Source organism: Komagataeibacter nataicola (genome assembly GCF_003207795.1).
In the GTDB taxonomy this organism is placed as follows: domain Bacteria; phylum Pseudomonadota; class Alphaproteobacteria; order Acetobacterales; family Acetobacteraceae; genus Komagataeibacter; species Komagataeibacter nataicola.
The window spans coordinates 40509-64690 of the sequence record NZ_NIRT01000013.1 but is presented as its reverse complement, the minus strand read 5'-3'; the positions used below and the strand labels follow the sequence as shown (position 1 = coordinate 64690).

Sequence of the window (24182 nt, the reverse complement as noted above, 5' to 3'; positions counted from 1 at the left end):
GGTATCTTATTATATGACATAATGAGCTATCAGATATGATGATATGACATTAGTCATTATGCAGATATTTGTTATATTGCCAAATGGATGTTAACATAAGAGGTGTTGATATATAACAGGTTGTTATGCACAGCCTAACAGGGGAGGAAGTTTATTATGGCTAAGACAATGATTGAATATGAAAATGGGTTAAAATGGATAAACGAAAAGGCAATTAATAAGGAAGATGCTGTATACCGATTACTTGATAAAAATGGTGAAAATCAAGGAAATATTTTTTTAGACGGGAAAAAAAATGAGGCATCTTTATATGGAATGGATAATAAAGATGTAACCACATTTAAAGATGAACATTTACCCTTTGCTGAAAACATTTTAAACGAATTAAAGCCTGAAAATATCTCAGGTGTAGATTATGCCATATCTAATGATGGAGATTATTACCTTGGAATTGATAGCATTAAAAATGCATCTGATAATAATGTAAAGTTCGATAGCGGCAAAATAGGTCTTTCACCTTATGCCGTGTCAAAAGATGGTAAGTTATATTTAGGTGAAGATGCTATCAAAAACATACCAGAAGATGTTGTTCTAAAAGATGTTAATATTAATGGTTGTAAAAATATAACAGAATGGAACCATAAAGTTGAAGGTGGTTTTTTTGCAAGAAACAGTGGTTTAGCAAAAATTGGACCTAATGCTGAGTTCGGGGAGAGTGTCTTTGTAGGCGAATGTGAAAACTTAACTGAATGGAAACATAATGTTCCAGGTTATTTTTCTGCAACAGGTAGCAATTTAAGAACAATTTCCCCGGATGTCACATTAGGGGCTGTTAACATTAGTTTTTGTAAAAACCTTACCGAATTCAATAGTAAAGTTCGTGGTGGGGTATTTGCACATGATAGTGGTTTAACAACTATTGATTTAGATAAAGTTACAATAGCAGGAGGACATATCGATATTAAGAATACCCCCTTATCCGAAAAAACAGATATTACGTATATAAAAAAGCCTGAAGAAAAAGAAGCCTTAAAGGATGCTATCAAATCCATGGATTCAAAACAGGAACAGGAACAGATACCTGAATCAGAAGAAGAAACCCGTTCCATGAGTATGTAAGGTATCATCATAATATCAAACAATTAAGCCCTTTGGTTGTGATGACCGGGGGCTTTTTTTATGCGTGATAACATGAGCGCACCGGGCGGATGAATTCCCTTGATTTGTCATCAGGATAAAGGCGCTATCGCGCTGAAAAGCCCGTGGTAGGTGTGTGTTAGCAAAAAAATGATGTTTGGAAATCGATCAGCCCTATCGGGGCACATGATGACAAAACGCCGCAGGCGCTCAGGTCGATATCTAAGCCCCTGCCCTGCTAACTCACATTACACACGGGCCTGGTGATATGCTTTTGCGTGTCACAATGCGATAGCATCAGGAACCTGAGACCAAGCCTTAATTATTGATTTGTAAATCAGGTGTTAATTATCTTGGAAAACTGTTCAAAAGCCTTCATTGGTCCAGACTTTTTTGCATCCACCATGGCTTGATGCATATTCAGGAAGAACATATTGGCGTGAAGACCAATGAAGGTTTCATGGTCCACTTCTTGCCCGTATGTCTTCATGCCCCGGCGTTTCGCCTCAAGCAGAAAAGCACCCGTACCAGCCGTAGGGTCATAAATCTTGATATCTTCTGGTGCCTCGTTGCCTACCCTTTGTTTCACCAGTTCGAACACCAGATTGGTCACATCATCAGGGGTCTGGAATAGGGCATTATCCTTGTAGTCATTGGACATTTCATACCAGCGTCCCGTGTAATCCCCTAAATTCAACGGAACCTTTGACATGAAATCTAAAAGGTCTGACCACCCTTCAAAACTGTCTATCAACTGAACCTTGTGATAGTCCTTGATGAAAACAGGCATGACCTCATTTATATCTTTCCCCGTGATGTCCGAGTAAGATGCCTGCCTTCCCGTAACCCTTACCGATAAAATAACAGCAAACATTGCAACCGATGTCATAAAACAACGGTCACGGTTCTTCACCTTATATCGGTCATAAATCTTGCCTGCACCACTATAAAATTCTTCTATATTCATATATCCCCCCCCTTATATCATATTAAAATGGCACATCTTCAAGAACACGACCCTTCATGTTTTCAAAAGAAGTCGACATCATGTATCTCTTAAAATCCATGTAGACCTGTTCGCTCGTCAATGAATACTTTTCCTTAAAACACGTTAGCCAAAAACGCATTTCAACTTCATCAAGGTCTGAACTGCTCCATGTCAACTTGCCGCCTTCAAAGGCATAATCACGGAATACCTGGAATGGGAAAACTGGAATGTCATATTTTGGTGGTTCCAATGTCCTGTCAATCGACATCACACCTTCAAAATCACACCCTCCAAACCTGCAACCCCTTGATGACTTGAACTTACTCCAGAAATCATCACCAGGACATTTGTGGTCATCTATCCAGTCCAGCATTTCATTATATTCATGAACACAGAACTCAATATCTTCGTTCGTGTAACCACCCTTTAATTTAATATCGCCCTTGGCAACTTCTACACGCGCCGAAATCTGTGACTTCGATAGTACATAATCTTCAGGTTTCGTCTTGAAGGTCGGCGCTATTTCTTCAACATATTCACCAGCACACTTGATGTCGGAAATCTTGAATTCTTCCTTGATGACACGTGACATCCTGCCTTCAATCGTATGAACGCCTTCGGGGGCAAACACCAAACCCTTACGTGTTAACGATTTGCCATTGCGCATGACCTTGTAAGCAACCTCATACAAGTTATGAGCCTGATAGGTCTTCATCAGTTCCATTAACAAATCAAAGCGTTTCCGTATCGCTTGTAAGGAAGACGAAGTGCGGAAAGTTTCGGGGAACAGTTCATGAGCCGTTTGTGATTCCTGCGGCAACAAACCGTCCATCAAACATTCAAAACTTCTGCTACCGATGAACTGCTCATATGTGCATGCACGGTCTGGAATTAAACCAGGAACAGGAACATTCGTGGCAATAATGATTTCAAGGGGTCTATCACGATGTATCGGACGGGCGCGACCAATCGCCTGTGTCAATTCGCTTTCGCGTATTTGCCTTAAAATGCGGTCAACATTGCGGTCGGGATGAAAGGAAACATTAACCGTGTGTATTCCACCTTTTTTGGTAGGAATGTTTTCAGGTTTCCTGGGCAAAAACTTGTTGCCATCCTCATTCGCATCAATGAACACAATTTCCGAAGGCGACTTATAGAAAACAGCCCTTGCCGTATCCTCCAAGCCCGAAACTGGTGGCTCATTGCGACCAAGGACCACATTGCAATTCGTGTTCTTCCACTGGTCCTTGCCCCTTAGATTCCCGAAATGCGCGAAGTCAAATGGTACGCTATCCGGGTCATCACGGAACGCTAATCCATCCTCATTCGCTGGCAAGCTGTCATACCGACCGTCATACCCTGGAATCGGGCTGTAAGCGTTCTGTTCACGACGCTTGGAATGATAATCCTGACCAGTCCAATAATCCCCTATCGCCTTATACGAACACAGCAAAGGCTTACGTTCCTGCTGTTCTGGCGTCAAAGCCCGTCCGTCATCCGTTAAGCCTGTGGCAATCGCTATGTTCTTCATGGCATCGAACACGCGGTTACGCGCATATTGGGCTTTACGCATCGTAGCTAAAGGCAACTTGTCACCAAACGGAGAAAACGTGCTTTTGGAAAGCGGTGTGTTCGTGACCTGTGTGAACTTAACATGCTCAGACATTTGAACATTCAGTTCAAAAAAACGGTCATCACGGTCACGGAAAATAGGAAGGAATTCCGTTGTCAATTCCTTGTCCAAATCAGCATCGATGACAACCGTTGGAACCGTTGTGAACTTCGCTGACTTATGTGAATGCAAAAGGATTCTTGGCTTACCAGACCAGTCCATGGAAACCGAATGCATGACCCCTTTATGGTCATCATTGCTTACACGAACACGTAATTCTTCAGATAGATTTTTCCAAAAACGGGCATATGAAAATACATCCTGCTTGATGGCATCTTTCAACGCGTCCGCTATTTCGCCATCCGACATATCAGGAGTAATATTCGGACGATCAAGACGCATGTATTCCAAACGATACATACGTTCCGCAATGTCTGCTGTTATGCCTGCATCAGTGAAATCAGAGGCAAGGAAATAATCTTTTTCTTCAACATAAGCATAACTTAAAACCTTGCTTACAATGCCATTCCATTCATGATGAAATAAAGTATCTTCCATCCAGGCATCTTCAATCTGAACTGCCGACATGTCGGCTTTTGCCTGATAATTCTTTAATGGTATTTGACGGCTTGGCTTGTCTATCTTCTTGAATTCGCTTAATTCGAACTGCTGATGCCGCAGCATTGATTGCCAAAAGGATTCATCAATAATTACCAAATCTAACTTATCTTCAGATAACCAATCAGCCTTGATAGACATGTAAGCATGAGATGCTATTGATAACCCGTTGAACTTTTCCATTTGTTTGATATATGGGCATGTATCATAATATGGGCATTTCTTTTCTTCATTATTATCCTTGCCCTTCTTCTTGATACATAGATGACTTTTCACATCTAATGACAAAGATGAAAGTTTTTCAGCCTCCACGAACCTTTGGCACATGCGAGGCTGTTCGATTTCAGGCAATGAAGGGTCCGCATCTTCACGAACTTGCGAACGTCCACGAATCACGCGAACCTTGATGCCCGAATCGCTGGCAATTTCTTTCAACTGTTCCGCAAGGTCCAGGGACGGAACCAGATACAGACTTTTGAAAACGCTATCACGCTCATTTAGGCGTTTCACAAGGTCCAGAATGTGCCGAGTCTTACCCGTGCCTGCCGGTGCCTTAATGGCAAGACATGGACGCGGTGCCGAGTCACGGTCTTCCTTGTCCTTCATATAAAACGATTCGATTTCAGTCCCGAAAACATCCAAACGCTCAGAAAGCAAACGACTGGCTACATCGGATGAAACCATATCAACCTTATTAGAAGGCGCTGTTTCCCTTGATTCTAAGGCTGTTTGAATATCAATCTGTGTCTTGCTTCCCTGTGCGTAAATCATATCAGTCATTGTCGTCCTCCTTTTTTAATGTTACCGGGGACGTTTTTTCTTGACTGAAGTATCACAGGGTGATAACTTTTGACTCAAGCGAAAACGTTCCTGATGACGTTCCAAGTCCAGCGGTGTTTTCCTTCTTGTCGGCGGTTCGCGCCATCCGGCAAAAAAGATTTGAAGGGGGGTAGCCAATCGGTTATTCCCCTTCACTCTTTTATTATCCTATTAAATTCCCGCCTTTAGCAAGTCTTTTGAACTAAAAAAATACAGCAGGTTTCGGGAATCCTTCAAACCACGTGAATTCTACGCCTAAGTACGTGAATTCTTTTTTTTCGAAAACGCCAAAAAATTACATCAAAACCGATTCCATATCGTCAACTGGAAACGGTAGGCGCTATCGCGCTTGATGCGCTCCGCACATCAAGATGCCTGGAATATTAATCCAGTCTGCCGCTGCGCGACCACACCCGAAAACAACAAGCAATCGGATGCAATCAACACGCCAAACAGTCATCGTCAATGATGGTCCACAACCGTCACCATGCATAATGCGCTGATTTTCAAGGATTTTCGGGCGTCGGATTACACAAACGTTCAGGCGTTGTCAATTCACCAAACTGGCTATAGGGATTCATTATAACCAGATTGCTGAATCTTCTCTGGAATCGATTCCTGTGAATTTTCATACAAACTGATTCCGTCTTGGTGCTATCGCACTGGATATGTCTTCGCCATATCCTAAAGCCTGATGATAACGTCAGCCCCTAATGCCAAGTTATCCACAAAGCATCAGCGATGCCGATTGCCCGGATGGTTCCTATGATGACCAGGCATCCACATATTCGAAGGCAGCATGATTGCCACTTTCACACATGAATTGGTTTCACATGTCGCCACCTGATAACGTGACGTGATGATAATTGCCTGATTTTCAACCATTTTAGGGCGTCGGATTACACAAACGTTCAGGCGTTGTCAATTCACCAAACTGGCTATAGGGATTCATTATAACCAGATTGCCGAATCTTCTCTGGAATCGATTCCTGTGAATTTTCATACAAACTGATTCCGTAATGGGTGCTATCGCACTTGTAGATGCAAGCATCTACTAAAGCCCGGTAATGTTATAGTTCTCATGCCCCCTATTTTTGATTGCCTGCAAACCTGGTCGGGGTGTGTTGCCACCGGCATAGGGCATGATTGCTTATCAGTCCTTGGATATGCGCAGCATATCAGCGCGATAGCGCCAAAAGATATCACACAATGCATTTGCTTTAACAAATAGGAAGGTATCAGTTTCGGTCGTCTTTTTTTAAACAAAGCCATGACTTTCGAAATATGCCATGTTTTTTTATGTCATATAACAAGGTTCCATGAATTCTTGTCATGACTTTCTTGAAAACCCTTCATCCCTTCAACCTGCATGCAATTTATGCCGGCGACATGACATGCGTAGCCGTTCACCTATGACCAGGTTTGGATGAAGGCATAGGACGCATGATGCGTCTACAAAGCCCCTACAAGCCCGTATGCGCCTGTTTTCCATAATTGGTAGCCATACAGCCCCCTTATGCCCTTCTAGGGGGTTCTGTGACCATTTAGCGCCCTTATGCCTGAAAACATAAAAGCCGAAGGCAACGAGGGAATCATGCCCCCTGCCCTGCTTGCTAACACACACCACCACCGGGCCTTAGATGGGGCGAAGCCTCATCGAGCGCGATAGCGCCGAAACCGTGCAAACATATTAAATGCCGCACGTTATCAATCGGAACTATCATATTTAACATAATGGCATGTCTTACATGTTAATATGTCATTTGTCATCTGTTAACATGTGTGTTAAGTCGAAAGACTAAAGACTTATCAAAGGGTCTGGGCAACAACATGAGGGAGGATGATAACATGACAAATGGAAAGCATGAATTCACGTTTGATAAATTACAGAAGGTAGTTGAGAAGTTCACGGATAGAATCCGCCATGCGGGGCGTGGCAATTCACAGGATTTCATGCCGATAACGGTTGGAACCTTGATGTTAAAACGGATTATCGATGAACGGACACATTACAAGCGGTTCTTGATTCAGCAATTATCGAAGGAAGGTGTCACCCTTGATGCCTTTGTTGAAAAAAATAACACCGGGAAGTTCAAAGTGGACGAAACAGCCCTGTGGTCATTCCGTCTGGATTGGAGTGATGTCGCGCAGTTCCCTGGAAACGTGGAACATGCATCCGAAGGCATCACATACACGGATATGGACTGCATCCGTAAGCATGGTGTCGGTGTGGATAACCATGCGTATGTGCCCGTTGATGAGAACGGTGCGCTGATAACGATGAAAACGGGTCTGGTGAAGTTCCTTGCGAATTCATTCAGGAATGAATTGTTCAGACAACTGTTTGATGTGTTCAACTTCACATCCCTTGTCGGTCAACGGGTAAGCGATACAGACCGTATCGTTATGGATGATGCCTGTTTCGATGGCATCTTGTCGGAACTGGACCCTTTTGATTTTTCAGTTCATCAGGAAGACCGGGACATCTTCGCTGATGTGTATATGGAACTGATTGGAAACTACACGGGTGGTGGTGGCAAACAGTCTGGAGAATTCTTCACGCCCCCTTCAATCGTGCAGAATGCCGTTCGTTTCATCAGGTTCGACCGTGAACTTGATAATGTCAAAATCGGTGACCCTACGGCTGGGGTGTGTACCTTTGCCATTGAAGGCGTGAATGCCTTTTCAGGCGGCAACCAATCCCTGAAAGATAAAGTGGAGGTCGTGGTCGGTGAAAAAAGCATTCGTTCTGGTGTTCTTGGTGCTACCAATATCTATCTAAATGGCATTGAAAAAAGTCATGTATATATCGGTGATAGCATCACAGAATATCCTGAGAAACTTGGTCAGTTTTCAGGGAAACTTGATTATATATTTGCAAACCCACCATATGGCTTGAAGGATTACGGAATAGACCACATCAATAAGAAGGATGCTGTATGGAAATATGGTGTACCGAAGAAAGGTGACTGTGAATATGCCTTCCTTCAGGTGGTCATGGATTTGATGAATGACCGGGGGCAAGCAGTCCTTGTTATGCCGATGAACACATTGTTTAAAAGTTCAACAAAGGCAATCAGGAAAGCAATTCTGGAAACAGGATGTGTTGCAGGGATTGTATCATTGCCACCAAAACTATTCCAAAATACGGATATCCCTGTGTGTCTGTGGATACTGGATAAAGACCGTCCTGATATGTCTGTAGATGGTGGCACACCAAGTGTCATGATGATTGATTCATCGCGTGATTTCAAACGGGATGGCAAACGCAACATCTGGACACCTGGGTCCAGCATGAATGTGGATGCTTTTCAAATCTATCATGAACAGAAAAATATAAACGGTTATTCCTGTATGGTTTCATATGAACAGATAAAACAAAGTGGATATCGTTTGGATACAGGGGCATATATCTTTAATGAAGAAGAAGAATTAATAGATATAAAAAAGGTCCGTAACAATATGAGGCAATTAACTAAAGCCCTATTTGCTGACTTATATGGAAATAAGGCTTTGTTTAATCTGTAAGATAATCAGTCCCCTTGGAATTAGATTTCAGGGGGCTTTTTTCTATGTCTTGTTTTCAGTGATAAGGGCGCTATCGCGCTGATAAGCCCGTGGATGGTTGTGTGTCTTCAAGCAATGTCCTGGATTTCCTTAAGCGCCTGCGGCGTTTTGTTATCGTTTAGCCGCAGGCGCATGAGACGAAATCAATTCCCTATTCCGACCTGTAAACTATATATATACACGGGCTTGATATGCGATAGCATCAAAAGACAATCATATATCTTGCGACCTTATTATATGACATAATGAGCTATCAGATATGATGATATGACATTAGTCATTCATGCAAAAGTTTGTTATATTGCATGATACCCGGTAACCTGAAAACAAGGTTCATAACATGTTGTTATGAACAGATTAACATGGGAGGAAAGTTATTATGGCTAAAACAATGATTAAATATGAAAATGGGTTAAATTGGATACATGAAAATACAACCTATAAGGGGAAAGATATAGATTTATACCAATTACTTGATAAAAATGGCGAAAATCAAGGGGATATTATGTCGAAAGGTGAAAGCGCACGTATAAACATGCATAAAGATGAATATTTACCATTTGCTGAAAACATTTTAAACGAATTAAAACCTGAAATTATCTTAGGTGTAGATTATGCGGTGTCTAATGACGGAGATTATTACCTTGGACTTGATAGCATTAAACAAGCATCCGAAGAAGGTGTTAAGTTCGACAAAGTTAGTATCAGTGGTATCCGTGAAAATAATGCGTTATCAAATGATGGTAGGTTATATTTAGGTGAAGATGCTATCAAAAGCATACCAGAAGATGTTGTTCTAAAAAATGTTAATATTCAAAATTCAAAAAATATAACAGAGTGGAACCGTCCAGTTATTGGTTATTTTAATGCAAAAGGTAGTAATTTAACGACTATTGGACCAAATGCTGAGTTCGGGGGTTATGTTGATATCAGTAGATGTAAAAATATAACCGAATTCAACAACAAGATTCCAGATACACTTTACGCATCCGATAGTGGTTTAACAACAATTGGACCAGATGCCGAGTTCGGGGGTAATATTTGGATTGAAAATTGTAACATAACCGAATTCAATCATAAAGTTGAAGGTACTCTTTTTGCAGAAAATAGTAGTTTAACAACTATTGGACCAAATGCTGAGTTCGGTAGTGGTGTTAATATTGAAAAATGCAAAAACTTAACCGAATTCAATCATAAAGCCCCTCATTTTAATGCAGAAAATAGTGGCTTAACAAAAATAGGACCAGATGCGGACTTTGGTCATGGTAAATATATTGAGGTAATTATTTCGGGAACACCATTGTCAAAAGAAATCGGCATGGATGTAATTAAAACACCTGAAGGAAAACAGGAATTAAAAGATGCCTGTCAAGCCATGAATTCGAAACAGGAACATATACCTGAACCAGAAGAAGAAACCCGTTCCATGAGCATGTAAAACACAAACAGGTGTCATCATGATGATGAACAATTAAGCCCTTTGGTTTATCCACGGGGCTTTTTTTATGTCTACTATTTGTAGAATTGCAGGCAAATAGAACAAAGTAAACAATTAAAATTATTGAATATTAGTTATATCAAATGATTTAATTAGACATGGGGGACCATTTAACAAAGGAGAATTAATTATGGGAACTGATATTAATACGTTAGTTGATTTAAATACAGATGATAAGGACGCAATCATTGCATCTTTAAAAGAACAGATTGAAACCATGGAACGTGAACGTTCTGGTCTGTTTCTGTCATATCCAGGTCGTAATCCGAACCTTGCTGATTCATTCGCATCCATTCCACGTGTCGCATTCAAATTAGATAAAGGCATGGAAATAGATAACGATGAAGACATGCCAGCACATAAGATTATCGAAGGTGATAATCTAAAAATCATGGCATCTTTGGAAATATGTTTTGGCGGCAAAGTTGACCTGATAGTCACCGACCCCCCTTATAATACAGGGAAAGATTTTAGATATAACGATAACTACAAAGGGGGCAAGGCATCCATACTTGATACAGATGACAAAAACAGGCACGCACACTGGTTAACATTCATGCGTGAACGTCTGTTTGCTATGCGTAAAATGCTATCAAATTCAGGCATCATCGCCATTTGCATCGATAGCAGGGAAGAAACACATCTTGGTTGCCTGATGAATGAAATCTTCGGAGAAGACAATTTTATCACAAAATTAACATGGGTGAAAAAAGCCGCGGCCAATGATGCAAAAAGGTTTCAGGAACTAACCGAGGCTGTCTTCATCTACGCAAAAGACATCAACAAAGCCGTCATCAAACGCATGAAACGTGACCCAGAAAAGGACATGAAGGCTTACGATAAAAACAAACTGGATGACGATGTGGAGCCATGGACTGGCTATCAGTTGACTGCACGGAGTGGTACCAAGATTTTTGCTATCCAGTCACCCTTCACCGGCGAACTGCATTACCCTGGCACACGCTACTGGATACGGGCACCACAGACCATTGCAGACATCCTAAGCGAATATGGTAGCCAATACGTCATCAAGGACATCGGGGACGGTCACGCGCCTGCAGTCGTTCTGGATGGCTGTGAATTCAAGGACGGCAAATGCACGAACCTGGAAGACATCCTACTGGGGGCATCACAAAAAGCACGTGACCGATATGCTAAAGGGTCTTGGCCTTCAATCTGGTTCGGTAAGGATGGCAAGGGCACACCATATGCCAAAAAATACCTGAAGGATACGAAGGCACCACCACCTAAAAACTTCCTGTTGCAAACAGAATCAGGGGGCGTGAATGGTAAGAAGGAATTATCCGAGATTGTAGGCAAATGGCATGACTTCAAAACCGTGAAACCCCTGAAACTGATAAAATACCTGATTGAAGCCCTATGCCCTGAAGATGGCATCGTCATGGACCCGTTCGCTGGTTCAGGAACAACAGGTCATGCAGTCCTGGATATGAACAGGGAAGGAGACAAAAGGACATTCATAATGATGGAACAGGGCAATGAAGCCAATGATGACATGTATGCCCGTAGCCTAACCTATGAACGTGTGAAAGCAGTTATTGGCAATGATAACCTGTCATTCTTTGAGCTATCAAATACCCCCTTCCCCCGCGCAATTTGATAATATCCAGTTATCAACTAAGCCCTATGGTTGTGATGACCAGGGGCTTTTTTTATGTCATGTTTTCAATGATAGGGGCGCTATCGCGCTGTAAGGCAAAGCCTTACCAAAGCCCGTGTGATGTGTGTGTCTTCAGTAATTCATATCCTGGAAATCGATCAGCCCTTCGGGTGTTTGATAACAAAAACGCCGCAGGCGCTAAGAGAGAAATCATAAATCATATCATCTGATAACACACTATTACACGGGCTTGATATGCGATAGCATCAAAAACCAATCATATTTCTTGTTAACTTATCATATAACATAATGTGTTATCAGTCATGTTGATATGACATTAGTCATTCATGCAAATATTTGGTATATTGCATGATACCCGGTAAACTAAAAAATAAGGAAATGACATATGGGAGGGTGATGATATGACTGATGAAGAAAAACAAAGGAAGATTGCAGAAGAAAATAGGAAACTTACTGATATCCAGGAACAAGCCAATTTATATGCTGGTAAATGTCCTGAGTTTGCAAAGGAATGGATGAAAAAACGCTTGGAATCCTATGCTAAGAAAAATGACTATAACCTACCACCAGAAGATGAAATTACTAACACAAGGGACTGGTTACATGGTTTGCAGGAGGAAGACCCAAAACTTGCAAATAAGATTGACCGTATTTCATGGGAGGCTGGACAAGGACACCAGGAAAAATGGCATGATAAATTAGCAAAAAAGGCTGAAAAGTTATCTGAATTCAGGGGAAATCCTGATGATATCACCCCGATGATTAAATATGAAGATGGTTTCCAGTGGGTGAAATTGGACACACCAGAGGCAAAAGATTTCGAAGGAAACGCTATGGGTAATTGTGTTGGCAAGGGTGGCTATGACAATAAAACAATATTTTCTTTAAGAGATAAAGATAACTTCCCTCATGTCACTATTGAATATGATGAAAAGACAAAAACTATTCAGCAGATGAAATGCAAGGGCAATTCAGAAGTTACCGATGATTATATGCCTGTTGTTAAAAATCTTATGATGGAATTAAAACCTGAACATATCTATGACATAGATAATGCAGTATCAAAAGATGGGGATTATTACATTGGCATATATGAAATTAAACAAGCAGTAAATGATGGTATTAAGTTTGATGCAATTAACATTGAAGGTGAATATGCATTATCTAAAGAAGGTGAATTTTACACAAACTTTATTGACATATATGATGCCATGAAAGAGGGAGTTAAGTTTGATGATGTTCAATTAGATTCATTGTATGAACAACAGAATTACGCTTTATCAAATGATGGAATATTGTGTGTAGAAAATGACATATATGATACGAAAGATAAAGGTTTAAAGTTTGATAAAGGTAAAATTAGTGTATCAGGTGAATATACAATGTCAAAAGACGGCACATTATATGTTGGAGTAAACGAAATTAAACAAGCAGTCGAAAATGGTGTGAAGTTTGAAACAATAGATATGCGAACTGCGATTATGTATGCGTATGCAGAAGATGGTAGTTTATATTTAGGTCAAAATGCTATTAAAAATATACCTGAAGATGTTGTTCTAAAAGAAGTTGATATCACAGGTAGTAAAAATATAACTGAATTCAACAATAAAGTTGAAGGAAGATTTATTGCACCATTTAGTGGTTTAGAAAAAATCGGTCCTAATGCTGAGTTCGGTGATGAGGTTGACATCAGGGGTTGTAAAAACCTAACAGGATTCAACAACAAAGTTGAAGGTTTTTTTTATGCAGATGATAGTGGTTTAGAAAAAATCGGACCTAATGCAGAGTTCGGTGGTAATGTTGATGTTTCAAAGTGCAAAAACTTAACTGAATTCAATCATAAAGTTCCCGGTAGATTTTTTGCATATAGTAGTGGCTTAACAACTATTGGACCTAATACCGAGTTCGGGGGTAGTGTTGATATTGAAGGATGTAAAAATATAACAGAATTCAATCATAAGGTTGAAGGTAATTTTGATGCAGAAAATAGTAGTTTAACAAACATTGGTCCAAATGCCGAGTTCGGTCGTAATGTTGATATTTCAGGAACCCCATTATCCGAAGAAATCGGCATGGATGTAATTAAAACCCCCGAAGAAAAACAAGCCTTTGCAGATGCTATCAAATCCATGGATTCAAAACAGGAACAGATACCTGAACACATACCTGAACCTGAAGAAGAACATTCCATGAGCATGTAAGGTGTCATCATGATATCAAACAATTAAGCCTTTATGGTTCAGCCATAGGGCTTTTTTTATGTCTGGTGACCAGGTGTGGCGCTATCGCGCTGATAAGCCCGTGGTATGTGTGTGTCTTCAAGCATGCCCTGGATGTCGAATTCATCCCTTTGGGGTGTTTGATGACTAAAACGCCGCAGGCGCATGAGGCGAAAACTTTAATCATCCTACATGAAGCCATTCACATCACCGGGCTTGACATGCGATAGCATCAAAAGACAATCATTTAACATCCAGAAAACAACGCAATAAGTCAAACATTTGTCGGATATCATGTGTTTACGTTATCATCAAAGATGAAGATAACAATGGGAGGACGATATCATGACAGATGAATTAAGACTGTATTATCACAGCAAGGGCGATGCATTAAGATATATCACGGAAACAAACCCGGTTATTAAATATGAAGGTGGTTACGAGTGGGTGAAATTAAATACGGATATCACAGCATATTCTTTGCGTGATAAAAATAACAATTCACTAATCACGGTTGCTTTCAGTGAAGAAGATAAACAATTATACGTAAAACAAAACAATGTGGATGACTACGCCATATTTATCGAACAATTGGCACAAGGGCTGGAGGCTGAAAAAATAACAGGCATCCAATCAGCCAGGGATGATACAGGGAAATTATACATTGGATACGATAGCATATTAGAAGCATCCGAAAACAATAACACATTTACACGAGATAATATAAACATACCGGATACTTATAATTATGCCATTTCAAACGAAGGACAACTGTATGTAGGAATGGATAACATAAACTATGCATCCGATAATGGAGCCACTTTCAACAAAAATAATGTCCACGTCAATATACAGTCAAGTATGTATGAAAACGGACCATTATATGTAGGGGAAGAAAGAAGTAACCAATATGATTACGAAATCATGCAGAAGAAATTAGAAGAAGGTAAACCGATTGATATTAAAAACATACCCGATTTTATGCTTGCGAAAGGATATGCAACATCTAAATCCGGGCGTGTTTTTCTTGGATACGAGCAGATGCAGAAAGCCGTAGATGATGGTGTAAGATTTGAAAAGGTATCTAAAAACCTATCGGGGGCAATGCCTGAAAATAAGTATGAACCTGAATCTTGGGCAATATCTAAAACAGGCAAACTATATCTTGGAATTGATGAAATAAAACATATATCAGAACATACAAACTTTTCCAAAGTTCACATTTCACCAGACGATAGAAGGAATGAAAAAGCATTAGCAGTTTCAAAAGAAGGCAAATTATTTGTAGGCGAAGATGCAGTCAATAAAATACCTAAAGGAACCGTTCTGGCATCAGCAACTATAAAAGGAACAACAAATATAACAGTCTGGAGCCATAAAGTTATCGGTGATTTTAATGCATCAGATAGCAATTTGTCATCACTAAATGGAAACGCCTGTTTTAAAGGAAATGCTACCTTCGATAACTGTAATAAATTAAAGTCTTTCGAAGAAAAGGTTTACGGTAATTTTTCAGCAGAAAATAGTAGACTGACAAGTTTGGATGCAAAAAAAATAAAAGGAAATATTAACATCAAAGGAACAGAATTGGCACAAGAATGTGGATTCGATGAAATTAATGCAGATGATAAAAATCAATATGAACAAAAACAAACAATGAATGATAATCAAATTGGATTCTTCATGGATGAAGAAGAAACCACAACACGAACAATGTAATTGTTCCATAATGCAAGGAACATATGATTTAATAAATATATAAGGTGTCTTCATTGGGAAGATGCCAACAACAAAGTTATTTTAATCAACAATGGAGGATATTAAACATGGAAAAACAACCAAACCTTGCAGTCATTGCCCTGGAATCCAATGTCAATTCAGATGATTTCTTCGGAGCCGTCATCGACCTGAACGGTGATATAAAAAAACAATGTCATGCAAAAGCAGACTTCTATATCAAAGACACACTGAATCTTGTCTATTCATTCCTTGATGAACCATATGATAAATACCTACCTAAAATGGAAGCCGTTTGCTATATATTGCCACCCGAAACATTAGCAGAATACAATATCAAGATTGAAGATTATGATAATGATGAATTCCCGGCCATGCCACCAGGCATCTATAAACCTAATGATGACTTTTTCAGTGATGATGAAGATTCAGTCCTAAAACAATTGACACCAATTCATTTTCCAAAAGGAAGTTTTAGTTAATAACATATAAGCAACCAGCCCCCTAATAAATGATTTAGGGGGTCTTTTTATGTCATTCAACGCGACCATGATAAATCACGCCACTGTTGTTCGCATATCCAATTATTGAAATGTTGCCGCCTGAAAAGAAATCAACATCATCAATCATATTTAATGCTTGTAAGGTTTCATGCGATAAATTAGCAAAAGATGCCGTGTTATGTTTCTTTACAGTCCATTTTATTTCCTTGTCACCTTTATGTAGGATGAACCAATAAATGGATGGCGAGGTTACATTCACCTTTGGTGTAAACATATTACCTATTGTGTGAGCAATTACGCCCGATACGACACCAATGATTTGATTGTTCATATCGAGAACAGGACCACCAGATTCACCAGGGGACATGCCAAATGGATTGCTTAATTCAGACCTGAAAATGTCACGCGGTCTATGGCTTGATATCACCAGCCCCCTTAACTGGTCATATTCGCCACTGATTTTTTCACGCATTTCAATTACAGCATCATCCCCTTCGGAAAAATTGTCATCATTCATCTTAACTTTAGACAATACATCCCGATGTTGATTGCCGACACGCCTTCCATTTCCAAGAAAATGACCGTATCTGTTTATAACAGATATTACATCGCAGTTAGCAGCAACATGATAAGCCGTTAGAATTCTGTTGTGTCCATTGTGTTTGCTATCACGAATTACAGTGCCGGTGCCCTGAGATATATTCTTGTCTTTGGTACACAAGAGAATGACAACATTATCCAGGGTTGCAGAATCAAAAGACTGACCACTGAAAACATTGTCCCCTACCCTTCCAATGCGAACAGACGACAAAGGGACATGCTCAAGAAAATAAATAGAAGATAATAGCCATATACATATGGACCATATCATCACACTTACAAACCGGAACATATCAGCCATTTCTTTTATGATGTGACATGCATACCATATTACGTAACAAGAGAACAGATTAAATCCCGCCATGCAAACATAATTGTCATATAACAACATGACATGTTTGAAATCCTGTAAATATTACAGTTAACTAAACATATAAGACCCGTTCATGATGAATGGGTTAGCAAACATGATATAAAGGAGAACGACATTATGAATAATATAACTTCACCAGAAACAGGAACAAATTCCTTCATCAAGGTTTTAGGTTCGGTATCATCTTTAACAAGTCACCAGATAGATGACATGCTTGATACAGTTGAACATGAAGGCGTTGAATCTTGCGAACGTGCCCGTGAGAAAGCAATTGCCGAACTGAAAAGGGTAGAAAGCGACAAAATCCTGATTATGCATGCAGTTAGCATCATCCGTAATTTTGCCCGTGACAATGCAGACAAAAGCCTTCCACGCCTTATCGAAGCCCTACGTGATGGCTTGAACAAAACCACACCCGTAGTCACCAAGGAACCTGAACTTGTTCAGACACCAGTTGATGAACCATTGGAAAGTCCGTCATTCGATGACGTGCCACGACTTGAAGACACTGTGCCCGATAGGAAATTGGAAAACGACACTATCACCGTGCATCCTGAACCTGTTTCCGAAACCATAGCCGAACCTGAACCAAAGCCTGAACATCAGGAGACAAACTACCAAGTTAGGGAATGGAATGAAGATGAGACATCAGGGCATAATGACATATCAAGTCACCTGTTCACCCCCTGATAGGGTTCCCGTATCATATCAGTCTGTGTTGCCCTTGGTGTCATGCCAGGGGCATTTTAAATGCCCTGATACCCCCTTGGATACCATGTCCCCCGTCAAAGGGGCTGTATGGTCATCCTACGGGGTTCTGTGATATGGTTATGGTCGTGCTGATGTGTGTGGAACGGCATATAAGACGTTTTCAGGGGCATTCTGGTGACGGGATAACAAAAGTGACGGGTTAACGGGTGAATAGCCCTGTATGGTCATCCTACGGGGTTCTGGTCGTGTTATCTGTTTCAGGGGGTGATGACCTGGTGTCTGGTTTGATTGATGACGGGGAAGATGATTGATGAGCAGGTGTGGCGCTATCGCGCTGATAAGCCCGGTATTAGTGATTGTGTTTCCAGTCATTCCATATCCTGGATGTCGGATTTCCTTGAGCGCCTGCGGCTAAATGATGACAAAAGCGCCGCATGGCGCATGAGACGGAATCTTAAAATCATCCCTTCCTGATAACACAAATATCACCGGGCTTGAGTAGATGCAAAGCATCTGCAGTGCGATAGCACCAAAGACAAGAATATAGTTTTCGAAATCGATTAATAATCTGAATTCCTGAAAATAAGATTTAAGAGAAGATTCAGCAATCTGGTTATATAGATTCCCTATAGCCAGTTTGGTGAATTGACAAACGGGTAACGTTTGTGTAAATATTACTGATAAAGTGTTGAAACATTGCAATCGTCAACAAGTATTATTTTGACGTTTTTGGAAACGTCATATTTTGTCTTGTCCTGAAGACAAAAAAATACCATGCACGAAAATTATCATACATGGTATCCGATGACGATTTTAGATGTCATTTATGCCCTCAGTTTTCGTATCTCTTTTAACAGTTCAACATGCTTGATGATGTCTTCGGGATTGGTATCAGTTAACACCATATCCATGACCTTCTTTTCCAGGTCATCAACATCCATGCCCCCTGTTTTCTTTTCCTTTAATGGAAAAGGCACGGCATCAGGTGTCTTGTCATCCGTTATGAAAACACCAGACTTGATATCTTTTAGCCATGCCTCTGCAACAGACATCTTGATGTCAAATGTCTTCACAATTTCCATTAATGACATCCCTTCATCAACATAATCCTGAAACTGCAAACGTGTAATCTTGAACTTACTACCCTTGTTAGAAGATGACAAAGATACGGATGTAGTCGTGGAATACTTTTTAAGAAGTTCAGGAAACCATTTCCTTTTTGCATAATGAACTTCACCCGCCGAAATGCCAAAATGAGACATTATTTCCTTGTTTCCATATCCAGCATCCAAACATTCCTTGAATTCCTTCTTGGAAAAAGACTTAAACTTACGCTTGCTACTTCTTATTACGTTGGAATTACGTTTCTTACTCATTAACTTTCCCTCCAGATTGTTGCTTTCACAAGTGATGCCACCTGCTTAATTCCAATATAATGAAAAATAATTATTAAAAGCAAATAAAACAAACATATAATTAAATATACCAGCATTTAACCTTAGAAAATAAGGGATAAATAAGCGTGTCAACTATTTTTTTAATTCAACATGTTTGAAAAAATAACAACTTATGCCGTAACTTAAGAAACAGGTAACCAATATAAAAAGGGGGGAAGGTTATGTTTTATTATCCGAGAACAGGCGGGATAGGTGATTTGGCACAACATATAGGTGATGCCTTAATGATAAATGTGTCGGCAACCATTATCGGTCTTATGCACATCATGTCTTTTTACATGTTTGCATCTGGCTTGATGAAAGTAAGGCAATCATTTCATGAACGCCGTGGGGCAATTACCATTAGCAATATAATGCCATTTGTTCTTGGGGGCATACTTTGCTTGCCAATGAATGCATCGGAAATCATGCAGATGATACCAGTTATAGGAGAGCAATAATGATGAAATACTATATTTATGAAGACACGATGACACATGAACAGTTTACCATTCATACGAATGATAACAACTTCGCCCGTTATTCCATTATGAATTTCATTAGTGATGACAATATCGGAAGTTTTCGCAAACAGGCATATATCGTCATGACAATCTATTTTGCAATTGCGATGGCTTTGTTCGGATATACGGGATACGAGCTTGTTTACAACCTGTGGACCGGTCACGATACGCTTGATGAAGCCAAACAGGCATTGCAAGGCATACCGTCATCTATTGGTTCCATGAGTCCGTTCATGTTGGTTCTGATAGCGATTGTCGGGTTTTCCCTGTTCAAACGCCTGATTGAATCCACATGCCTGCTGATGTGTGGTCTGGTTGCGGCGCTTTTATCCAGCATGGGTCTTCTATGGCCATTGGTTCACCTGGTGGCGAACTACCCCGTGATGATGCCTGCAATCATGTTCCTGATATTATCGGCTAATAAGTCGGCAACCCTGTTTTATCTAACAACACGTAGGATAGATTTCAACGCATGGTTTAAATCAGGTGAATGGTTCCCTGTTACCATACCATTAAAAATCATGAAGTTCAGAAAAGAACTAAAAAGAAAACAACAGTTAGCAATTGAATATGACGAATTCGCATTTGTTAAAGGGAGAAGATAAATGAATAGATTACAAGAAATCTTATTACACCCCGTGACCAGAATCCTTGCCATGATGCTGATTGTTAAATCGGCAACAGGTCTGTGGTCTGTTATCATGAAATATGATGCACAACTGATTGCCATACATGGTCATAACATGTGGACAATATGCACAGATGCACTGAATACACTGGTTGCCATAGCATTGGTGGTAGGACCAGCAATATTAATCAAACCGGAATTACGGTAATTATATAATATTGTAAACATTACCGGTAACATTAAAAAGGATACAACATAGGAGGAAAATAAAATGGAGGACAAACCTCGTAGTATATTAGGAATGGTTACAGGTTTTAATGTTATCAAAAAGATAACAGGCGAAACCAAGGATAATATCGTTGAAACCGGCAAGTTCGTCAAACAAGGCGTTGATATATTAATAGGAAATCAAGAATGTCCTATTCCAGAAAATGTAAAAGATGATATGCCCCCTGCTGAACGATTTGAAGAAATCGCAAAAGCACGGCATGTCGATGATTATACAATTGGCAAACGTATGAAATCATACAAAGTCACCTGCTTTGCATTTATGTTCGTCACTTTGTATATTCTTGCATACATTATAATAAGTAAACCATATGCAACCATATTGACATCAATGCTGTGGTTTTCTTGTCTATTCGCATCAACTTCAGTAGCTGTCAAATATGCATACTATTACAGACAACTTGCCAAGAGGTCACTGATATCAATTGGTGATTTCATTAGTAAGCCAAAACTGTGGTTGCCATTGGCTGTTATCTTGATGGCGCTTGGTGGTAGTGGTCAATACGCGCATGCATCCAATTATGATAACACTGAACAAGTAACCATGCAGTTCAGCACGGCAACAAAAAACGATAGTCCAGGCAAATTCGTAGATAATATCCTTGGACATAAAAACGGCACTATGGTTACGCCGTCTAATACATCAGGAACAGCATTCACATACTTGCTTGGAGATATCAACGCCTTTGTGTTCTTCTGCGCCATGATGTCTTTTACATATTTCACAATCATCGGTATTGCACAGACGGCACATGACGGGAAGGTTCTTGGACAAGAATGGAACACTATGTGGGCACCAATTCGTGTCTGTTGGGGTATCGCCTTCCTACCACCAATTCCTGGTTCACAAGCCGGATTAAGCCTTGGGCAATATTCCATTATGTCTTTGTGGATAGGTGGTCAAAACTTTGGAACATATTTAGCAAAACAGGGCATCGAATATGCGACCAATCTACGAAACACAACATCTGGAACACAAAGTGGCTTGAAGAACACCGGAAATCAGGATTTCGGCGGACAAAAACTGGTTCACGAAGTTATTGAATCCGAATTGTGTTATCAGGCATACAAAACACAAATAACAAATCAATATGGTTCCAATGCATCTAATTATATTGCACAGGTAACACAACAGCCTGATATCAAAGGTCAAGCAACAACAGACGGCAAGGAAACCGAATGGGATTATGGAGACTGTGGAAAAATAACAGTCGGTAGTACCGCAACAGTTGCACAGTTTGGTAGTCTTTCTTCTTCTGATACCGATGCCATTAAACAACAGCAAACTGATATGCAGACGTTCATAACGGCACGTAATCAGGCTTTGTCATCCTTAATTCAGTCTGTTCGCTCCAGTCAGCAGATACAGGCAATGGTTCAGTCATCAACACCTGGTGGTGACGCAAACACCGCAAAATTCCCTACTAACCTGACATCTGGATACGGAAATCTTGCCGATAGTTATAATGCAACTGTTCTAAAAGCGGCGACAACGCTTGATGTGGCACTGAACGGCAACGCATACAAGCGCATGGAATCAGGTCTGGACACATACGGATGGCCATTCCTTGGAGCATACTTCGTTGACTTAGCAGCAAGTTCACAGCACGTCGCTAATATCGTGAATTCGGCCCCTGTTGATACAAGCATAAAACTGACTTCGTATGAAAACGTGCCTGGTTGGAAACAATATGTGGAATTCATCGAAAACCGTTTTGAAAATGAATGGACACAAGAGAACGAAAAACCTACTGCGCTAACTGGAGCGGACTTTGCGACAACAAAAAGCAATACAGATGGCATAACAGGTAAAAGCTTTTCGTTAATGAATAAAGCAATCAACTATGTGTCAACAAAAATTATAAATTCATTTACGGATTCATCCGATAAAGACCCGATTACAGAAATGATGTGGTGGGGTAATACTATTATAGGAATTGGAAATGGAATTATAGCGATGGCGTTCGCTGCTGGCATATTATCAATACCAAGTTTCGGGTTATATATTGTTGGCGTCGGGGTATTTATCTCACCTATAGTCTTTGGATTATATGCACTTGGAATTCTTACCGCCTTTATCATGCCAATGCTTGCCGCCATGTATGTTTTCTATTCATTCATTGCATGCTGTAAGTTCGCTATTGAAGCCATGATGGCAGCGCCCCTGTGGTCATTCACTTTCGTTCGTCTTGATGGACAGGAATTGATACATCAGGTATCCAAGGCAGGTATCATGCTGGTAGCCAATCTTGCCATGCGCCCTGCATTCTCAGTCATCGGTTTCTTCGCAATTTTCTATATCGCACCTTTCCTGATGTCATGCGTCGATAACTACTTTGCTACAATTTTCATAGCACAAGAAGGTAGTAGTCTTGGTGGAGTATTCACCATAATGGCTGGTGTTACCATGCTGATGTATCTAAAATACCAGGTTATCATTCAGTCAATTAACGGTATCACTGATTATCAAGCACACGTATTCACATGGATTGGCGCACACGCACGTAACTATGGCGAAGCCGAGAATTCAGCCAAGTTCGCTGGCGTAATGTATAATACCAGTGGCAAGTCAAACGAGCTTAACAAACTGGTTCATAAGCATCCGAAGAAAGGTGGTGGTTCAGTTAAAGGAGGATAAGGTGTCAAAGGAGGGGGTAACACCCTTCCTTTATTATTTGTTCGATAAACATGCAATAAATTCTTGACATTTATAACAGATATGATAGTATTAATAGTAAGAGTTAGATTACATCAAAGGAGGACATTAACATGTATGATTTTTTAAAAGGTATGGTCATCTTATGTATTAAGACTGTTTGGGGGTTTTGTGGCTGTATGATGACAATTGGTTGTATGATATTCTTTCATTTATGTGAAAGCACACAATCAAGGGCAACATTCACAGACTTTATTACTGACAAACATAATGTTCATGTCATATTGCATGCGGGATTAATGGCACTTGTAGTTAGTGCAGTATTTACCATAGCATTCCTGGGAATGACGGTTCTACGTCCTATCGGTGATGCCATGGAAGAACGCATTGAAAGTGATGCCGAAGATATCCTGGCATTTTTCGGCATCTACGATTAACCAGTTCTATCTCCTAATGCTGTAATCTTTTAAGGTCTTGTGGTGTGAGCCATCGGACCTTTTTTATTAGCAAAAACAGAACGGTAACATATGCGCTAACGCGAATTAAGCCCGTGTGTAATAAGTGTTTCCATAAAGCCTGTAACGCCATTTTAACGCGATATGAATGCATCCGAGAACAATGCTACA

General features: G+C 40.2%; 17 protein-coding genes. 13 read left to right on the top strand and 4 right to left on the bottom strand.

Translation table 11 applies throughout. The features are described from left to right. The first annotated feature begins 156 nt into the window (after positions 1 to 156). Positions 157 to 1119, top strand: coding sequence for a hypothetical protein (locus CDI09_RS17695; RefSeq protein ID WP_146220853.1), 963 nt, complete (start codon positions 157 to 159; stop codon positions 1117 to 1119). Between the two features lie 355 nt (positions 1120 to 1474). Here the strand turns inward: CDI09_RS17695 and CDI09_RS09160 are convergent, their stop codons facing one another. Continuing rightward, complete coding sequence (locus tag CDI09_RS09160; RefSeq protein ID WP_078528287.1) at positions 1475 to 2104, bottom strand: N-6 DNA methylase; 630 nt, start codon at positions 2102 to 2104, stop codon at positions 1475 to 1477. A gap of 22 nt (positions 2105 to 2126) precedes the next feature. Then, positions 2127 to 5135: a DEAD/DEAH box helicase family protein gene (locus CDI09_RS09155; protein WP_078528290.1), complete on the bottom strand. Its 3009-nt coding sequence runs from the start codon at positions 5133 to 5135 to the stop codon at positions 2127 to 2129. A gap of 1887 nt (positions 5136 to 7022) precedes the next feature. Between CDI09_RS09155 and CDI09_RS09150 the strand changes: the two genes are divergently transcribed. From CDI09_RS09150 to CDI09_RS17680, 6 genes are all read left to right on the top strand, one after another. Continuing rightward, complete coding sequence (locus CDI09_RS09150; RefSeq protein WP_167370266.1) at positions 7023 to 8702, top strand: N-6 DNA methylase; 1680 nt, start codon at positions 7023 to 7025, stop codon at positions 8700 to 8702. Between the two features lie 418 nt (positions 8703 to 9120). Beyond that, on the top strand, positions 9121 to 10179 hold the full coding sequence (locus CDI09_RS17690; protein WP_146220852.1) for a hypothetical protein: 1059 nt from the start codon (positions 9121 to 9123) through the stop codon (positions 10177 to 10179). 190 nt (positions 10180 to 10369) lie between these two features. Then, entirely contained in the window at positions 10370 to 11860 is a 1491-nt protein-coding gene (locus CDI09_RS09145; RefSeq protein ID WP_078528295.1) for a site-specific DNA-methyltransferase, read from the top strand. Positions 11861 to 12282: 422 nt separating this feature from the next. Beyond that, positions 12283 to 14082 carry a PcfJ domain-containing protein gene (locus CDI09_RS09140; RefSeq protein WP_078528298.1) on the top strand — a complete coding sequence of 600 codons (1800 nt, stop codon included), beginning with the start codon at positions 12283 to 12285 and terminating at the stop codon, positions 14080 to 14082. A gap of 363 nt (positions 14083 to 14445) precedes the next feature. Then, positions 14446 to 15819, top strand: a complete 1374-nt coding sequence (locus tag CDI09_RS17685; protein WP_146220851.1) for a hypothetical protein — start codon at positions 14446 to 14448, stop codon at positions 15817 to 15819. A 107-nt stretch (positions 15820 to 15926) separates the two neighbouring features. Continuing rightward, a complete protein-coding gene (locus CDI09_RS17680; RefSeq protein ID WP_146220850.1) occupies positions 15927 to 16319 on the top strand; it encodes a hypothetical protein in 393 nt (130 codons plus the stop codon). Positions 16320 to 16371: 52 nt separating this feature from the next. Here the strand turns inward: CDI09_RS17680 and CDI09_RS17675 are convergent, their stop codons facing one another. Next, positions 16372 to 17304 (bottom strand): serine protease family protein, encoded by a 933-nt coding sequence (locus CDI09_RS17675; protein WP_170120487.1) that lies wholly within the window; start codon positions 17302 to 17304, stop codon positions 16372 to 16374. 126 nt (positions 17305 to 17430) lie between these two features. Here CDI09_RS17675 and CDI09_RS17670 point away from each other — a divergent pair, with 126 nt between their 5' ends. Then, positions 17431 to 18003: a hypothetical protein gene (locus tag CDI09_RS17670; RefSeq protein ID WP_146220848.1), complete on the top strand. Its 573-nt coding sequence runs from the start codon at positions 17431 to 17433 to the stop codon at positions 18001 to 18003. Between the two features lie 845 nt (positions 18004 to 18848). Here the strand turns inward: CDI09_RS17670 and CDI09_RS17665 are convergent. Beyond that, a complete protein-coding gene (locus tag CDI09_RS17665) occupies positions 18849 to 19400 on the bottom strand; it encodes a hypothetical protein (RefSeq protein WP_146220847.1) in 552 nt (183 codons plus the stop codon). Between the two features lie 242 nt (positions 19401 to 19642). Here CDI09_RS17665 and CDI09_RS09130 point away from each other — a divergent pair, with 242 nt between their 5' ends. The 5 genes from CDI09_RS09130 to CDI09_RS17655 all read left to right on the top strand — a co-directional run bounded on the left by CDI09_RS09130 (position 19643) and on the right by CDI09_RS17655 (position 23993). Continuing rightward, positions 19643 to 19921, top strand: a complete 279-nt coding sequence (locus tag CDI09_RS09130; protein ID WP_078528304.1) for a hypothetical protein — start codon at positions 19643 to 19645, stop codon at positions 19919 to 19921. Further along, a complete protein-coding gene (locus tag CDI09_RS09125) occupies positions 19921 to 20589 on the top strand; it encodes a hypothetical protein (RefSeq protein WP_078528307.1) in 669 nt (222 codons plus the stop codon). Before CDI09_RS09130 ends, CDI09_RS09125 begins: the two co-directional genes overlap by 1 nt. Continuing rightward, on the top strand, positions 20590 to 20820 hold the full coding sequence (locus CDI09_RS17660; protein WP_146220846.1) for a hypothetical protein: 231 nt from the start codon (positions 20590 to 20592) through the stop codon (positions 20818 to 20820). It begins immediately after the preceding gene. Positions 20821 to 20883: 63 nt separating this feature from the next. Continuing rightward, entirely contained in the window at positions 20884 to 23538 is a 2655-nt protein-coding gene (locus tag CDI09_RS09120) for a DotA/TraY family protein (protein WP_078528310.1), read from the top strand. 131 nt (positions 23539 to 23669) lie between these two features. Continuing rightward, positions 23670 to 23993, top strand: a complete 324-nt coding sequence (locus tag CDI09_RS17655; protein WP_146220845.1) for a hypothetical protein — start codon at positions 23670 to 23672, stop codon at positions 23991 to 23993. Positions 23994 to 24182: the final 189 nt, after the last annotated feature.

Bases quoted from the DNA above. Each gene is read 5' to 3' on its own strand.
- CDI09_RS17695 (WP_146220853.1), top strand. From the start codon at position 157: ATGGCTAAGACAATGATTGAATATGAAAATGGGTTAAAATGGATAAAC.
- CDI09_RS17655 (WP_146220845.1), top strand. From the start codon at position 23,670: ATGTATGATTTTTTAAAAGGTATGGTCATCTTATGTATTAAGACTGTT.
- CDI09_RS09130 (WP_078528304.1), top strand. From the start codon at position 19,643: ATGTTTTATTATCCGAGAACAGGCGGGATAGGTGATTTGGCACAACAT.
- CDI09_RS17670 (WP_146220848.1), top strand. From the start codon at position 17,431: ATGAATAATATAACTTCACCAGAAACAGGAACAAATTCCTTCATCAAG.
- CDI09_RS09125 (WP_078528307.1), top strand. From the start codon at position 19,921: ATGATGAAATACTATATTTATGAAGACACGATGACACATGAACAGTTT.
- CDI09_RS17665 (WP_146220847.1), bottom strand. From the start codon at position 19,400: ATGAGTAAGAAACGTAATTCCAACGTAATAAGAAGTAGCAAGCGTAAG.
- CDI09_RS09140 (WP_078528298.1), top strand. From the start codon at position 12,283: ATGACTGATGAAGAAAAACAAAGGAAGATTGCAGAAGAAAATAGGAAA.
- CDI09_RS09155 (WP_078528290.1), bottom strand. From the start codon at position 5,135: ATGACTGATATGATTTACGCACAGGGAAGCAAGACACAGATTGATATT.
- CDI09_RS17680 (WP_146220850.1), top strand. From the start codon at position 15,927: ATGGAAAAACAACCAAACCTTGCAGTCATTGCCCTGGAATCCAATGTC.
- CDI09_RS17660 (WP_146220846.1), top strand. From the start codon at position 20,590: ATGAATAGATTACAAGAAATCTTATTACACCCCGTGACCAGAATCCTT.
- CDI09_RS09160 (WP_078528287.1), bottom strand. From the start codon at position 2,104: ATGAATATAGAAGAATTTTATAGTGGTGCAGGCAAGATTTATGACCGA.
- CDI09_RS09150 (WP_167370266.1), top strand. From the start codon at position 7,023: ATGACAAATGGAAAGCATGAATTCACGTTTGATAAATTACAGAAGGTA.
- CDI09_RS17690 (WP_146220852.1), top strand. From the start codon at position 9,121: ATGGCTAAAACAATGATTAAATATGAAAATGGGTTAAATTGGATACAT.
- CDI09_RS09120 (WP_078528310.1), top strand. From the start codon at position 20,884: ATGGAGGACAAACCTCGTAGTATATTAGGAATGGTTACAGGTTTTAAT.
- CDI09_RS17675 (WP_170120487.1), bottom strand. From the start codon at position 17,304: ATGGCGGGATTTAATCTGTTCTCTTGTTACGTAATATGGTATGCATGT.
- CDI09_RS17685 (WP_146220851.1), top strand. From the start codon at position 14,446: ATGACAGATGAATTAAGACTGTATTATCACAGCAAGGGCGATGCATTA.
- CDI09_RS09145 (WP_078528295.1), top strand. From the start codon at position 10,370: ATGGGAACTGATATTAATACGTTAGTTGATTTAAATACAGATGATAAG.